The sequence below is a fragment of the Streptomyces sp. CA-251247 genome, from assembly GCF_050952975.1.
In the GTDB taxonomy this organism is placed as follows: Bacteria; Actinomycetota; Actinomycetes; order Streptomycetales; family Streptomycetaceae; genus Streptomyces; species Streptomyces achmelvichensis.
On sequence record NZ_CP191861.1, the window covers coordinates 4404039 to 4418993 of the forward strand.

Sequence of the window (14955 nt, forward strand, 5' to 3'; positions counted from 1 at the left end):
CGTGGCACTACTCTGTCCCGACCATCGCACGACTGTCGCGCCGACCGTGCCCGATCCTGCTGGAGAGCGAGCCTTCCCTTGGCCTGTGACCTGTGGCTGGTCCCCCTCGTCGATGTGCTGTGCCACAGCCCCGACAACCCCTTCGCCGAAGAGATCGCGTCGTACGACAAGGCGCTGACCGACTCCGGTCTGCCGACGGTGCCCGTCTTCGCCTACATGCCGGGCCTGTCGGGCGATGTCGCCCCGGTCGCCGGCTTCGACTACGACGCGCTGCACTTCCTGCGGCGCGCCTATCTGCTCCAGCTGTGCGGGCTCGCGGTCACCCCGGTCGACGAACTGGGCGGTGACTACGAGCAGTTGCTGGAGATGTTCGAGTCGACGGCCCAGCAGTCGCACCTGGTGTGGCACTACGACCACGCCGGGGCGTACGTCCCGGTGGACTTCGCGTCCCCGCTGTTCAACGAGGAACTGCTCGCGGGCGGCGGCCCCCTCGGCTCCACCCAGGGCCTGCTGCGGGAACTGGAATTCGTCGCGCCCGCGATCGGCATCGACGCGGCGAACCCGCCGGCCGCGCCGCAGCCACCGGACCGTCCGACCTCCCTGGAGGAACCGGCGGGCCCCATTCCGTACGACGAGAGTCCCTTCGCCCGGGAGCGGCACGTGTGGCTGGGTCTGCACGCGGCGGCGACGCGGAGCCTCGGCCAGGGCTCGATGATCATTTTCAGCTGAGCGTCCCGGCCGAGATCTTCAGCCGGGACGCATCCACCGACGCACATCCGCAGCACATGTACTGAACGGGCAGCCGTAAGCTGCGCGACACCTCCGGCCGGTAGGACCGGTGCATGTCACAGACGAGCACCCCGGTGACGGGGGAGAACGCGGACGAAGTTCTCCCTCGGCCGACGAGTTTCGCGGACGTCAAGGGCTGGTTCTGGCCGGTGGACCAGCTGCTCTTCGACTGGTTCCTCGGCCATCAGCGCGACACGGACCCCGATGGCCGGGGGGACCTGCTGGAGCTCGGCGCGTACCTCGGCAAGAGCGCGATCTTCACCGCGAGTTATCTGCGCGACGGTGAGGAGTACACGGTCTGCGACCTGTGGGACTCACCGGCGCCGGACGATCCCAACAGCGCGGAGATGAACCGGTCGTACGCGACCCTCACCCGGCGCGCCTTCGAGGCGAACTACCTGTCCTTCCACGACGAGCTGCCGCGCATGGTGCAGGCGCCGACCTCGGTGATCACCTCGAAGGTACGTCCGGGCAGCTGCCGCTTCGTCCACGTCGACGCGTCGCACCTGTACGAGCACGTCCACGGGGACATCGCGGCGGCGAAGGAACTGCTGCAGCCCGAGGGCATCGTGTCCTTCGACGACTTCCGGGCGGAGCACTGCCCCGGGGTCTCGGCGGCGGTGTGGGGCGCGGTGGCGACCTCGGGCCTGAAGCCGGTCGTGATCACCGGAACGAAGCTGTACGGCACCTGGGGCGACCCGGCACCGCTGACGGCGGCGCTCCTGGACTTCCTGGCGGACCGGACGGACCTGTGGCACGGGGTGGAGGAGGTGGCGGGCCTGCCCCTGATCCGGATCAAGGGCAACAAGACGACGCCCCCGAGCCACCCGAAGTCCCGCCACGAGCCGCTCCCGCCCCCGGAACCGGCCCCGCCCACGCTGACGGCCCCCCCGCTCCCGGTCCGCCCCCGCCCTTCCCGGACCCGCCGCCTGGCGAAGGACCTGCTGCCGCCGGTGGTGACGAGGGCGCTGACGTCGCGGCGTCCGTAGTCCGCTGTGCGGCCCGGCAGATGTGGGTGCGCCCGGCACCCTGCCGGCACGAGCCTGCGGCCGGTCGGGGTGCGTGTGCGCCCGGCTCGCTGCCGGCACGGCCTGCGGCCGTGTCCTCAATCGCCGGACGGGCTTGATACGACGGCCACATTCAGCCCCGCCGGCGATTGAGGCGTCCTGGCGTGGGGCCGCACTTCAAGCCCCGCCGGCGATTGAGGCGCGCGGTCCGGGGCGGAGCCCCGCAAGGAGGGTGCGCATACTCAGCCCGTCCGGCGATTGAGGACACCGCCGCAGGCGGTACAGCTGCACACGGGCACACGGGCACACGGGCACACGGGCACACGGGCACACGGGCACACGGGCACACGGGCACACGGGCACACGGGCACACGGGCACACGGGCACACGGGCACACGCGCACACGCGCACACGCGCACACGGCCGCGGGGCCCTGGGGCCAACCCCCAGGCGTCAGCGCGGCGACTCCGGTGGCCGCTGCCGCGGCATGTTCGGCCGCGTCCCCGGCGGCAACGGCATCCGCCCCAGCCCCGCCTCCCGCCCCGCTCCGACCCCGCCGCCCCCCGGCACCCCCACCGACTGCACCAGCGGCCCCGGCGCCCCCCGGAACTCCACCATCCAGTCCGCCGTCTCCCCCCGCACCAGCTCCGTCACGTCCTCGGAGAACCGCCGCAGTACTCCCAGGCACCGGTCCGCCGCCTCACCGGCCGTGCCCTCCGCGGGGCCGAGCACTTCCCGTACACACTCCGACGCCCAGTCGAACTGAAGTGCCTGGAGCCTGCGTTGCACCGCCTGCGCGGTCGCCACGTCGCGCATCCAGCCGGAGGTCACCCCGAAGTACCGGTCGCAGCCCAGACATGCGGCGCCGAGTAACAGCAGCACATAGCCCCACCCGGCCGCCCCGGGCAGCGCGCCGGTGAGGTCGAGGAGCGGGAGCGCCGCCCCGGCGACGGCCCCCGCCGCCGTACCGATCCGCAGCACTCGTCCCGCGAGCCGCTTGCGGACCCGGTCGTGGAGGTACCACTCCGCCGTGCGCAGCGCGCCCGTCTCCACCCAGCGGTACAGCTCGTCGAGTCGTTCCGCGGGCTCTCCCCAGTCGCCGAGCGGAAACACCCGGCCGGTCAGGTCACCGCGCGGTACCTCGCCGCGTTCCTCCCGGGCCGGCCCCCCGGGCTGCATCTCCGGCTGGCTCACCGGGGCACTCCTCTACGACGTGATGGCGGCGTGACACTGCGTGACGGACGGTGCGCACGTGCACCCGGTGCACGGTGATGCGCCGATGCGCATGCTCTTCCTACCGCCGAATGGTGGGCTGTGTGCCGGAAATCCTGGTATTTCCGCCCCTACGAGGTCCTTGATCAGCTAGGGGTGCCACGCCCTGGTCACTCGAAAGAGTTGTCACGACAGGGTGCGGCGCGCCGCCCGGTGACCACGTAGGCTCGGCTTACCGAACAACCGTCGTCGAAGTGCCTGGAGTGACCGTGATTCCCGGTGGTGGCCAGCCCAATATGCAGCAGCTCCTTCAGCAGGCCCAGAAGATGCAGCAGGACCTCGCACAGGCGCAGGAAGAGCTGGCGCAGACCGAGGTCGAGGGCCAGGCGGGCGGCGGGCTGGTGAAGGCCACCGTCACCGGCTCCGGCGAACTGCGGGGCCTGGTGATCGACCCCAAGGCCGTCGACCCCGAGGACACCGAGACCCTGGCCGACCTCGTCGTCGCCGCCGTCCAGGCCGCCAACGAGAACGCGCAGCAGCTCCAGCAGCAGAAGCTCGGCCCGCTCACCCAGGGTCTCGGCGGCATGCCGGGACTGGGCTTCTAAGGCCGGGGCGCACCAACTACCGTACGTAGAGCCACAGAAGAAGGAAGGCGTCCGTTGTACGAAGGCGTGGTTCAGGACCTCATCGACGAACTGGGCAGGCTGCCCGGCGTCGGTCCCAAGAGCGCGCAGCGGATCGCCTTCCACATCCTTCAGGCAGAACCGACCGATGTCCGCCGCCTCGCGCACGCACTGCTCGAGGTGAAGGACAAGGTCCGCTTCTGCGCGGTGTGCGGCAACGTCGCACAGCAGGAGCAGTGCAACATCTGCCGCGACCCGCGCCGTGACCTGTCGGTCATCTGCGTGGTGGAGGAGCCGAAGGATGTCGTCGCGATCGAGCGGACCCGGGAGTTCCGGGGCCGCTATCACGTACTCGGCGGGGCCATCAGCCCCATCGAGGGCGTCGGCCCCGACGACCTGCGGATCCGTGAGCTGCTGACCCGCCTGGCGGACGGCACGATCACCGAGCTGATCCTGGCCACGGACCCCAATCTGGAGGGCGAGGCCACCGCCACGTATCTGGCGCGCATGATCAAGCCGATGGGCCTGAAGGTCACCCGGCTGGCCAGTGGTCTGCCCGTGGGGGGAGACTTGGAATACGCCGACGAGGTCACGCTGGGGCGTGCCTTCGAGGGGAGACGACTTCTCGATGTCTGACGCCGCACTGCACGCAACGAGCCAGGACCCCGACTCCTTCGCGGTCCAGATCGCCGACTCGATCGAGTCCTTCATCGTCGCCACCACGGAAGTCGCCAAGGGCGACGAGCCCGACAGCGCTGTGCCCTTCCTGCTGCTGGAGGTTTCCCAACTCCTGCTGACCGGTGGGCGGCTGGGCGCGCACGAGGACATCGTCCCGGACGAGCGCTACGAGCCGGACACGGGACCCGACCTGGACGTGGACGATCTGCGCGAGCGTTTCGCCGTGCTGCTCGACCCGGTGGACGTCTTCTCCGAGGTCTTCGACCCGTACGAGCCCCGCAAGGCCCCGGTCGCGTACCGGATCTCCGACAACCTCGCGGACGTCGTCACCGATCTGCGCCACGGCCTCGCGCACTACCGCGCCGGGCGGACCAGTGAGGCGCTGTGGTGGTGGCAGTTCTCCTACTTCTCCAACTGGGGCCCGACCGCGTCCGCGACCCTGCGCGCCCTCCAGTCGCTGGTCTCCCACGTCCGCCTCGACCAGCCGCTGGACGAGCTGGACGGTCTGGACACGGACGAGGACCTCGCCGAGGACGCGCTGGCGGAGGAGGCCGGGAAGGTCATGGCCGAGGAGATCGCCGGCCCGCTGGGACTGCGCACCGTCACCTGACACGCCCGAGCGCCTGAGCTCTGAGTGCCTGGTCGGGGGAGCGCGGGCGGTTCGTGTGAGCCGCCCCACATCCCGCGTACCCGGCGTCCGGTCGGGCAGGAGTCGATCCGAGCGGCCGCAGCCCCCTCGTGGTGATCACACAGTGAGCGGGACATCTCACGATGTGATTGCCCCGGGTCGGAGTGCGGCCGCTCGTTAAACTGAGCCGACCGCAGTAATGACTGTGGTGCAGAAACCGAGCGAGGAGCGCACGTGGGCCTTGTCGTGCAGAAGTACGGAGGTTCCTCCGTTGCCGATGCCGAAGGCATCAAGCGCGTCGCCAAGCGAATCGTGGATGCCAAGAAGAACGGCCACCAGGTGGTCGTCGTGGTATCCGCGATGGGCGACACGACGGACGAGCTGATCGATCTCGCCGAGCAGGTATCCCCGATCCCTGCCGGACGCGAATTCGACATGCTGCTGACCGCAGGAGAGCGGATCTCGATGGCCCTGCTGGCCATGGCGATCAAAAACCTGGGCCACGAGGCCCAGTCGTTCACCGGCAGCCAGGCCGGCGTCATCACCGACTCGGTGCACAACAAAGCGCGCATCATCGATGTGACGCCGGGCCGGATCCGTACGGCGCTCGACGAGGGCAACATCGCCATCGTCGCCGGCTTCCAGGGTGTGTCCCAGGACAAGAAGGACATCACCACCCTCGGCCGTGGCGGTTCGGACACCACCGCCGTAGCCCTCGCCGCGGCGCTGGACGCCGAGGTGTGCGAGATCTACACCGACGTGGACGGCGTCTTCACCGCCGACCCGCGTGTGGTGAAGAAGGCCCGGAAGATCGACTGGATCGCCTTCGAGGACATGCTGGAGCTCGCCGCTTCCGGCTCCAAGGTGCTGCTGCACCGCTGCGTCGAGTACGCACGCCGATACAACATTCCGATCCACGTCCGCTCGTCCTTCTCCGGACTGCGCGGTACCTGGGTCAGCAACGAGCCGCAGGGAGACCAGCAGGTGGAGCACGCCATCATCTCCGGAGTCGCCCACGACGTGTCCGAGGCCAAGGTCACGGTCGTCGGAGTGCCGGACAAGCCGGGCGAGGCCGCGGCCATCTTCCGCACGATCGCCAACTCCGAGATCAACATCGACATGGTCGTGCAGAACGTCTCGGCGGCCACCACCGCCCTGACCGACATCTCCTTCACCCTCCCCAAGACCGATGGCGCCAAGGCCATCGACGCCCTGGAGAAGGCGAAGAGCGCGATCGGCTTCGAGTCCCTGCGCTACGACGACCAGATCGGCAAGATCTCGCTGGTCGGCGCCGGGATGAAGACCAACCCCGGTGTCACGGCCTCCTTCTTCGAGGCGCTCTCCGACGCGGGCGTGAACATCGAGCTGATCTCGACCTCCGAGATCCGTATCTCGGTCGTCACGCGCGCCGACGACGTGAACGAAGCCGTCCGCGCGGTGCACACCGCCTTCGGCCTCGACTCCGACTCCGACGAGGCGGTCGTCTACGGGGGCACCGGGCGATGATCCGCAAGCCGGCACTCGCGGTCGTCGGAGCGACCGGAGCCGTCGGCGCGGTGATGCTCCAGATCGTCTCGCAGCACGAGGACGTCTGGGGCGACGTACGACTCGTCGCCTCCCCGCGCTCCGCCGGTCGCAAGCTGGCCGTGCGCGGGGAGGAGACCGAGGTCGTTGCGCTGAGCGAAGAGGCCCTGGAGGGCATCGACGTCGCGCTCTTCCTGGTGCCCGCGGAGGTCTCCGCACAGTGGGCGCCGATCGCCGCCGCCAAGGGCGCGGTGGTCGTGGACAGCTCCGCCGCCTTCCGGGCGGACGCCGAGGTCCCGCTGGTCGTTCCCGAGATCAACCCCCATGCCCTGCGGGTGCGCCCGCGGGGCATCGTGGCGAGCCCGCACGACACCACGCTGGCGATGATCCCGGCGATCGGTGCGCTGCACGCCGAGTTCGGGCTCGACGAACTGGTCGTCTCCTCCTACCAGGCCGTCAGCGGTGCCGGCCGGGACGCCGTGGCCGCGCTGCGTACGCAAATGTCTCTGGTCGCCGGTACGGAGCTGGGCACGGGCCCGGGCGACGTCCGCCGGGCCGTCGGCGACGAACTCGGCCCCTTCGCGGCACCGCTCGCGCTGAATGTCGTGCCGTGGTCCGGGACGGTGGAAGACGGCGGCTGGTCGTCCGAGGAGCTCGGGCTGCGGGCCGAGACGCGGAAGATCCTCGGCCTGCCGTCCCTGCGGGTGTCGGCGACGTTCGTCCGCGTGCCGGTGATCACCACACACTCCCTTGCGGTACACGCGCGCTTCGAGAGCGAGGTGACGGTGGAACGGGCGCACGACATCCTGGCCACCTCGCCGGCGGTCGTGCTCTACGACGATCCCGAGGCCGCGGACTTCCCCACGCCGGCCGATGTGGTCGGGACCGACCCCACCTGGGTGGGCCGGGTGCGCCGGGCGATGGACGATCCCTGTGCGCTGGACCTCTTCCTCTGCGCCGACAACCTCCGCAAGGGCGCCGCGCTGAACTCCGCGCAGATCGCCGAAGCCGTGGCCGCCGAACTCGCTTCCCCCGCTTCCCCGGGCAATCCGGTGCGAGGCCGCTCCGGATCTTTGTAGGATCTGTGAACGCCCTGTGATCAAGTCGAAGGTCTGTACCACTTGTCCTCGGGTGTGTGAATGTTCGACTATTCGCTTCCCGCCACCTGCAACCGGCAGCAGGGCGGGAAGCGTCTTTGCGGTCGCCCCTGTTCGGTACCGCGAAAAAATGGGGCATTGGGGAAGAGCGAGTACGCATGAGGGCAAACCGATCACCGTCAAAAGCGGTGGCGTACGCGTACAACCCTGACGGGGGGAAGCGTGTCCAACAGGCGTGGCAGAGGTTCTCGACATCGCAGGGGTGGTCCCGGTTCGCGGCGCAACAGTGCGCCCGCTCCGCAGACCCCGCCCGTCCGGCGGCATGCCGGTGATCGCCCCCATGCCCGCGCCACGAGCCGGCCGCATCACGTCCCAGCGCGAGAGCGCTGAAGAGGTCATGGCTGCGGGTACGACCGTCGATCACCTCACCGAGACCTACCGCGCCCACTACCGGTCGCTGCTGGGTCTCGCCGCGCTGCTCCTGGACGACACGGCCTCCTGCGAGGACGTCGTGCAGGAGGCGTTCATCCGTGTCCACTCGGCGCGCAACCGTGTGCGCGAGCCGGAGAAGACCCTCGCCTATCTGCGGCAGACGGTCGTCAACCTCTCCCGCTCCGCGCTGCGCCGCCGCATCCTCGGACTCAAGCTGCTCTCCAAGCCGATGCCGGACATGGCGAGCGCCGAGGAAGGGGCGTACGACCAGCTGGAGCGCGACGCGCTGATCAAGGCGATGCGCGGACTCCAGCGCCGCCAGCGCGAGGTGCTCGTGCTGCGGTACTTCGCCGACATGACGGAAGCCCAGGTCGCCGAGACGCTGGGCATATCTCTCGGATCGGTGAAGGCGTACGGTTCGCGCGGCATCGCCGCACTGCGCGTCGCCATGGAGGCGACGGCATGAGCGGGCACGGGAACAGGTTTGAGCGGTACGGGCCGGACGGGCCGTTTGACGACCGGACTGGAAACGGAATTGTGAGCAACGGGCCGGACAACGAGCTCGGCGGCCTCGGAGAGGCGCTGGGCGGCGACGAACAGGCCCTGCGCCGGCTGATGCAGGGCGCAGTGCAGGACCTCGAGCCTTCCGAGGGAACCCTCGACCATCTGCGCAAGGCGGTCCCCGCCCGACGTGCGCGCAAGCGGCAGGCCCTCGTCGGTGTGGCCGCCGCGGCAGTGCTGATGGGCACGGCGGTCCCCACCTTCGTGCACGTCGCGAGCTCGGGCAACAGCGAGAGCGCGAACCCCGTCAATGCCGGACACGGCGAGCAGGCGCAGGGCGGTACCGGCGCCGAGACGGGTGATGCCGGAGGCGAGAAGGGCACGGACCACCCCACCGGCGGACCGGACGGCACGCCGACCAGCGCGCCCGGCTCCAGCCCCGCGGTCGGTCCCCGGCCCGGCACGGGCACCGCGGACGGCGGCACGGGCGACACGGCGGTCCCGCCGGGGGTCAACGCCTCCGACCTCCCGCTCTGCGACCCCGCCCAGCTCGGCGGCACCTCGACCGTGAGCTCCCCGGACGCCGACGGCAAGGTCTACGGCACCTTCCGGGTCGCGAACGTCTCGACCGCCGAGTGCATGATCAACGGCCAGGGCAACGTCGGCTACCAGGCCATGGGCGCGGCCGAACGTGACAAGATCCAGGTCCAGGCCCACACCACGGGCGACGCGGCGAGCGGCCTTCCCGACCCCTCGCAGGAGGCCCCCGAGCTGCTGCTCGCGCCCTCCGCCGCGTACGAGGTGAAGTTCGCCTGGGTCCCGAGCGATACCTGTCCCACCCCCGGCTCGCCCGAGCCGACGCCCACGGACGGCGGCTCCGGGGCGACGACCACAGGTACGGGCGCGTCCGCGGAGAACGCCCAGACGCAGCTCCTCACCGAGGACGGTGTCTCGGACGGCAGCGTCGAGGTGACCCACGTCCCGGAGGCGGGCGCCCCGGGCGCGGGCGTGACGGTCCCGAACGCGTGCGCGGGCACGATCTACCGGACGGGCCTGCTGAACGCGTCGTAGGTCGGCGTGCGGTGGCTGTGCCCCGGTGCCCCGACGGGCGGCAGGGGCGGCGGGCCATGGACTCTGTGGGCCTGTTCCGGTCAGGGGAGCGGGCCCACAGGCATGTCAGCGACGGTGGCGTTTCCAGCCGGTCCGAGCCACGCCGGACACGAGCCACGCCGGACACCAGCCGGTGCGAGCGAGCCGGTCTGAGCCGCGCGGGACACCAGTCGGTCTGAGCCACGCCGGACACGAGCCACGCCGGACACCAGCCACGCCGGACACCAGCCGGTGCGAGCGAGCCGGTCTGAGCCGCGCGGGACACCAGTCGGTCTGAGTTAGCGGGTCTGAGCGAGCTGGTCTGAGCCGCGCCCAAGGAACCGGGTTGGCTCGGCGCGGGTCGAACCGGCTCGGGCGGCTCGGGCTCGGCGTGGCTGGGACAGCTCGGTGCGCCTCGGTGCGGCTTGGGCCTCGGCGTGGCTGGGACCGCTCGGTGCGCCTCGGTGCGGCTCGGGCTCGGTGTGGCTCGGACCGCTCGGTGCGGGTCAGACCGGCTCGGGCTCCAGGCCCAGTGCGCGGTCCCTCGCCGCTTCCGCCTCGCGGCGCAGCAGCCGGAACCACATGAACAGCACGAAGGCCGCGAACACGAACCACTCCCCGGTGTAGCCCAGGTTCTGGAACGCCTTCAGGTCCAGCCCACTGCCCTCCGGCACCGACGCCGGCACCGGGACGAGCCCGCTGTCCGCCGCGGTCAGGGTGACCCAGCCGTCGTACACGTCGTCCGGCACGAGGTTGACCAGTGAGGCCGCACTGATCATCCCCAGCTGCCCGCTCGGCAGCCCGCCGGCCGTGTGCACCCCGTCCGTGCCCGACGTTTCGGACGCCTGGAGCGCGCCGGTCACCGTCACCTGCCCGCCCGGGGCCGCCGGCGCCGGCTTGCCACTGGCCAGCCAGCCCCGGACGACGGGCAGCGTCCGACCGCCGTCGGTCTTCAGCAGGGTCAGCACGTACGAGCCGTTCCGGCCGTCCAACTCCCGGTCCGGCACCAGGAACTGCTTCCCGTAGACCCCGGTGGCGGTGGCGGGCCGCCCCGACGTCTCCTGGTCCACGGGCAGCAACTGCTCGAGCGGAGCTGCCACCTGTTCACCGGGAGCGGGCCTGCTTTCGGCCTCCTGATGGGTGTCGACCCGGTCCTCGAACTTCCCGAGCTGCCAGGACCCCATGAAGACGCAGAAAGGGATCGCCAGCACGACGAAGACGTTGATGCCCCACCAGCGGGGAGTCAGCAGGAACCGGTACACCCCTCCACGGTACGGAACCCGTCGCGGCTACTCCGTCGCGACCCCCTCTCCGAGAGGCGCGGTCGCATCCCCCAGATGCGCGGCGGCGAAAGCGATCTCCAGGCCGACCTGCTTGATCCGCTCCTCCACCACGAGCGATCCGTGCCCGGCGTCGTACCGGTACACCTCGTGGACCGCTCCGCGCGCCGCCAGCCTGTCCACATAGTTCTCCACCTGACGGATGGGGCAGCGCGGGTCGTTGACGCCCGCCGAGATGTAGACCGGAGCGCGGACCGCGTCCACGTACGTCAGGGGGGAGGATGCCTCGAACCGCTCGGGCACCTCCTCCGGCGTACCGCCCAGGAGGGTGCGGTCCATTGCCTTCAGCGCCTCCATCTCGTCGTGGTAGGCCGTGACATAGTCCGCGACCGGCACCGCCGCCAGCCCGACCGCCCAGGCCTCGGGCTGGATGCCGAGGCCCAGCAGTGTGAGATACCCGCCCCAGGAGCCGCCCGCCAGGATCAGCTTCGCGGGGTCGGCGAGCCCGGAGGTCACGGCCCATTCGCGGACCGCGGCGATGTCCTCCAACTCGATCAGCCCGACGCGGTGCTTGAGCGCGTCGGTCCACGCCCGCCCGTATCCCGTCGAACCGCGGTAGTTGACCCGCACGACGGCGTAGCCGTGGTCGATCCATGCGGCGGGACCGGCCGCGAAGGCGTCGCTGTCGTGCCAGGTCGGGCCGCCGTGGATCTCGAACACGGTCGGCACCGGGCCCGTGGTGCCGATGGGACGCTGCACCAGCGCGTGGACACGGCCGCCGGGTCCCTCCACCCACGCGTCCTCCACCGGCACCGACTCGGGCGCCTTCATGCCCGGAGGGTCGAGCACCACTCCGCCGGCGGTGGAACGCACCTGCGGCGGCTGCGCGGCCGACGACCAGAGGTACTCCGCCTCGCCGTCCGGGCGGGCCGTCGCACCGGAGACCGAACCCGCCGGGGTCTCGATCCGTACCAGCTCGCGTGTCGCGAGGTCGTAGCGCCACAGCTCGCCGCGGGCCTCGAAGCTGTGCGCGACCAGCAGTCCGGAGCCGTCGGGATACCACTCGGCGTTCACATCGCCCGGCAGGTCGATCGCGAGATCGGTCTCCTCGCCCGATGCCACGTCCCAGATCATCGGCTCCCAGCGGCCTCGCCGCTGATGCCCCACGAGCAGCCGGGTGTCCCCGTCCACCGGAGCGAAGCCGAGGACTTCGAGGCCGAGCTCCTTCGTGCCTCCCTCGGTGTCGTCCAGCTCGGCGACCGGGCTGCCGTCGATGCGTACGACGCGCAGCGCCGAATGCATCGCGTCCCCGTGCTCGGTGTGCTCGATCGCGACGACTGTCCCGTCGTGGGACAGATCTCCGACCCCGGCCGACTCCCGGTGCCGGTAGATCTCCACCGGCTCCTCGCCGTCCCGGACGACATGGATCGTCGTACCGTCCTCGTCGGTCGACCGGCCGATCACCGAGGCACCGTGGCGGCCGATCGCCAGCCCCGCCGGATAGGAGGGCGCGAGACCCGGCGCCGCGGGCTCGTCCTCCCCGCCGGCGAAGGGCTGCCGCATCCATATGCCGAACTCGTCCCCGTCGGTGTCCGAGAACCACCACAGCGACGCACCGTCGGGCGACAGCACACCGTCCGTCGTGCCGTTCGGCCGGTCGGTCGCCTGCCGTTGCTCGCCGGTCGAGCGGTCCCAGGCGTACAGCTCGTACGTCCCGGTGGCGTTCGACACGAAGAGTGCGTGGTGGGGTGCGTCCTCGGCCCAGTCGGGCAGGGAGACGCGCGGCGCACGGAAGCGCTTCTCCCAGTCGGGCATCGAGTCAGTGATCTCAGTCATGACCCCATTCTGCGCCGGACCTTCCACAAACCGTCGGCGTCCCCCGCGGCCTGTGGACAACGCGGCGCATGTGGACACCCCGGCCACTCGTTCGAGGACTCGGGCCGATTGTCAGTGCCCCGGTGCACACTCCCCGTATGACCGAACTGCGCAGGACAGTCGAGACCTACTGGTCGGCCGCGGAGGCCCGGGACTGGTCGACGTTCGCGACGACCCTCAGCGACGACGTCGTCTACGAGCTGCCGCAGACCCGTGAGCGAATACGCGGCAAGGACGCGTACGTCCGGTTCAACCGCGAGTACCCGGACACCTGGCACATCAGCGTCCACCGCCTGGTCGCCGACGCCGGGAGCGACCATGTGGCGACCTGGGTGCATGCCGTGGTGGGCCTGGAGGAGATACACGCGGTCACGTTCTTCACGGGTGACGACGCCGGCAGGATCACGACGGTCACCGACTTCTGGCCGGAGGCGTACGAGCCTCCGCCGGGCCGCGAGCACTTGGTCGAGCGCTACTGAACGGGTACCGGAGCGCCACCCGGCCGGTGACTCAGGGCAGTCGGGCGTCCGGCCCGCCGGCGCGGACCGCGACCGCCGCCGCATAGCCGGTGTCGACCGGCAGGTCCGTGAGCAGCCAGTCGGCCAGCTCGGCCGGTCGGGGCCCGGCCCCCACATAGGTGACGGACACGTCCTCGGTGAGGCCGACTCCGGCCGCCTTCAGCACGGCTTCCTTGCGGGTCCAGCAGCGCGTGAAGCCGAAGGCGCGTTCACCGGCGGGAAGGGCGGCGAGTTCCGTACGCTCCCGCGGGTGCAGCTGCGTCGCGACATCGGTGATCGTGCCGTCGTTCGGGACGATCTCGACGTCGACCCCGACCGGCGCGGACGCGAGGGCGAGCAGCACCATGCCGCTGGTGTGCGAGAGCGAGAAGTGCACCTCGCCGCCGGGGACGACGGGCCGCCCGTGCGGGCCGCCGCAGTGGGCGCACGGTTCGCGGTCCATCGTGACCGCTTCCGGCGCGAGCCCGAGGCGCTCACCGAGGATCCGGCGCAGGGCCACATGGGCGACGGCGTAGGCGTCCCGGTCCGCCGGCCGGAAGAAGCCGTCGAGCCGCGCGGACTCCTCGGCGTCGAGGAGGTGGCGATGGGCGAGCGCGTCCTCGGTGTGCTCCGCGACCCTGCCGGACCACAGCAGCTCCACACCCGGGGGCGGTGCCACCGGATCGCGGTCGGTCGGTATCCCCGTCGACATGAAGTCCCCTTCCTCAGGCCAGTAAGCGTAGCCAAGCGATCGTCCAGAACTAACGGACCTTTGGTGCCGTTAGGATGGGGAGGTGATCGCCGGCGGTCATCGCCGCGGCCGATCGCCGCACTTCATCGAGGTGGCCCGTCGAAGCGAAGGAGGGCCCGGGATGACGCCCGACAAGGCGACCGCGAAGGCGGCCGACATGGCGACCGAGGATGCGCCGTCGGACGGTGCCGGCACACCGTTCGCGGAGATGGCCGGGACCCCGGGGACCGTTCGTCCGGGTGGCCGCACCGCCCGCGTCCGGACCGCTGCGCTGGAGGCCGCGGGCGACGCTCTCGTCGAGCACGGGTTCCACGGTCTCGACCTCGCCGATGTGGCCCGGCGGGCGAACGTCGGCAAGACGACGGTCTACCGGCGCTGGTCCACGGTCACAGGGCTCGTCGCCGATCTGCTGGAGGACATGGCCGAGCAGTCCGTGGCTCGTACGGACACGGGGAACCTCTCCGACGACCTCCGCGCCAACGCCCGCCTCGTCGTGGAAACCCTCACCGATCCCCGTCAGGGCGCCCTGTTCAAGGCGGTGATCGCCGCCGCCACCTGCGACGACCGTACGACACAGGCCCTGAACCGCTTCTACGCCACCCGCATCGAGGAGTGGGCGCCGTGCGTCGACGCGGCCGTGACGCGCGGTGAACTCCCGGCGGGCACCGACGCGCGGGAAGTGATCCGCGCCGTGTCCGCCCCGCTCTACTACCGCCTGCTCGCCAGCGGTGACCCGCTCGACGAAGCGACGGCGGACCGGGCCGCGGCCGCGGCGGAGGCGGCCGCCCGCGCGGGGGTGTATGTCGTGGACGATCCTGGAGCTCGCTGACATACGACGAGCGCCCCCGACCTGCGGCGAGGTCCCTGGGGTGTACGACGGGGCCGGGACATACGACGACGGCCCGGCGAGGTACGGCGAAAGCCCTCGGACGTACGACGAAAGCCCTCGGACGCACGACGAGGGCCCGACCC

At 70.9% G+C, this 14955-nt stretch carries 15 protein-coding genes; 11 read left to right on the forward strand and 4 right to left on the reverse strand.

The genetic code is table 11. The features are described 5' to 3' along the window. Positions 1-78: 78 nt before the first annotated feature. Both ACQPWZ_RS19480 and ACQPWZ_RS19485 read left to right on the forward strand, forming a co-directional pair. Positions 79-729: a hypothetical protein gene (locus ACQPWZ_RS19480; protein WP_313945056.1), complete on the forward strand. Its 651-nt coding sequence runs from the start codon at positions 79-81 to the stop codon at positions 727-729. A 113-nt stretch (positions 730-842) separates the two neighbouring features. Next, entirely contained in the window at positions 843-1778 is a 936-nt protein-coding gene (locus ACQPWZ_RS19485; RefSeq protein WP_433571994.1) for a class I SAM-dependent methyltransferase, read from the forward strand. A 471-nt stretch (positions 1779-2249) separates the two neighbouring features. Here the strand turns inward: ACQPWZ_RS19485 and ACQPWZ_RS19490 are convergent, their stop codons facing one another. Then, complete coding sequence (locus tag ACQPWZ_RS19490; protein ID WP_356703683.1) at positions 2250-2990, reverse strand: SLATT domain-containing protein; 741 nt, start codon at positions 2988-2990, stop codon at positions 2250-2252. Positions 2991-3277: 287 nt separating this feature from the next. Between ACQPWZ_RS19490 and ACQPWZ_RS19495 the strand changes: the two genes are divergently transcribed. From ACQPWZ_RS19495 to ACQPWZ_RS19525, 7 genes are all read left to right on the forward strand, one after another. Then, positions 3278-3613: a YbaB/EbfC family nucleoid-associated protein gene (locus tag ACQPWZ_RS19495; protein WP_340477931.1), complete on the forward strand. Its 336-nt coding sequence runs from the start codon at positions 3278-3280 to the stop codon at positions 3611-3613. 54 nt (positions 3614-3667) lie between these two features. Continuing rightward, a complete protein-coding gene (recR, locus tag ACQPWZ_RS19500; protein WP_313945053.1) occupies positions 3668-4267 on the forward strand; it encodes a recombination mediator RecR in 600 nt (199 codons plus the stop codon). Beyond that, a complete protein-coding gene (locus ACQPWZ_RS19505; protein ID WP_340474373.1) occupies positions 4260-4919 on the forward strand; it encodes a DUF5063 domain-containing protein in 660 nt (219 codons plus the stop codon). The genes recR and ACQPWZ_RS19505 overlap by 8 nt, the downstream gene beginning before the upstream one ends. Positions 4920-5171: 252 nt before the next feature. Next, entirely contained in the window at positions 5172-6443 is a 1272-nt protein-coding gene (locus tag ACQPWZ_RS19510) for an aspartate kinase (RefSeq protein ID WP_313945051.1), read from the forward strand. Next, on the forward strand, positions 6440-7540 hold the full coding sequence (locus ACQPWZ_RS19515; protein WP_340474374.1) for an aspartate-semialdehyde dehydrogenase: 1101 nt from the start codon (positions 6440-6442) through the stop codon (positions 7538-7540). Before ACQPWZ_RS19510 ends, ACQPWZ_RS19515 begins: the two co-directional genes overlap by 4 nt. A 253-nt stretch (positions 7541-7793) precedes the next feature. Continuing rightward, on the forward strand, positions 7794-8456 hold the full coding sequence (locus ACQPWZ_RS19520) for a SigE family RNA polymerase sigma factor (protein WP_340474375.1): 663 nt from the start codon (positions 7794-7796) through the stop codon (positions 8454-8456). A gap of 71 nt (positions 8457-8527) precedes the next feature. Continuing rightward, positions 8528-9562 (forward strand): hypothetical protein, encoded by a 1035-nt coding sequence (locus ACQPWZ_RS19525; protein ID WP_433571995.1) that lies wholly within the window; start codon positions 8528-8530, stop codon positions 9560-9562. A gap of 524 nt (positions 9563-10086) precedes the next feature. On the opposite strand, the gene ACQPWZ_RS19530 is transcribed toward ACQPWZ_RS19525, so the two are convergent. Continuing rightward, complete coding sequence (locus tag ACQPWZ_RS19530; RefSeq protein ID WP_433571996.1) at positions 10087-10842, reverse strand: SURF1 family protein; 756 nt, start codon at positions 10840-10842, stop codon at positions 10087-10089. A 27-nt stretch (positions 10843-10869) separates the two neighbouring features. Beyond that, a complete protein-coding gene (locus tag ACQPWZ_RS19535; RefSeq protein ID WP_433571997.1) occupies positions 10870-12696 on the reverse strand; it encodes a S9 family peptidase in 1827 nt (608 codons plus the stop codon). A 137-nt stretch (positions 12697-12833) separates the two neighbouring features. Here ACQPWZ_RS19535 and ACQPWZ_RS19540 point away from each other — a divergent pair, with 137 nt between their 5' ends. Then, positions 12834-13214, forward strand: a complete 381-nt coding sequence (locus ACQPWZ_RS19540) for a nuclear transport factor 2 family protein (protein ID WP_433571998.1) — start codon at positions 12834-12836, stop codon at positions 13212-13214. Between the two features lie 31 nt (positions 13215-13245). Here the strand turns inward: ACQPWZ_RS19540 and ACQPWZ_RS19545 are convergent, their stop codons facing one another. Continuing rightward, positions 13246-13944: a 4'-phosphopantetheinyl transferase family protein gene (locus ACQPWZ_RS19545; RefSeq protein WP_433571999.1), complete on the reverse strand. Its 699-nt coding sequence runs from the start codon at positions 13942-13944 to the stop codon at positions 13246-13248. 247 nt (positions 13945-14191) lie between these two features. Between ACQPWZ_RS19545 and ACQPWZ_RS19550 the strand changes: the two genes are divergently transcribed. After that, positions 14192-14812 carry a TetR/AcrR family transcriptional regulator gene (locus ACQPWZ_RS19550; RefSeq protein WP_433573840.1) on the forward strand — a complete coding sequence of 207 codons (621 nt, stop codon included), beginning with the start codon at positions 14192-14194 and terminating at the stop codon, positions 14810-14812. Positions 14813-14955 lie beyond the last annotated feature (143 nt).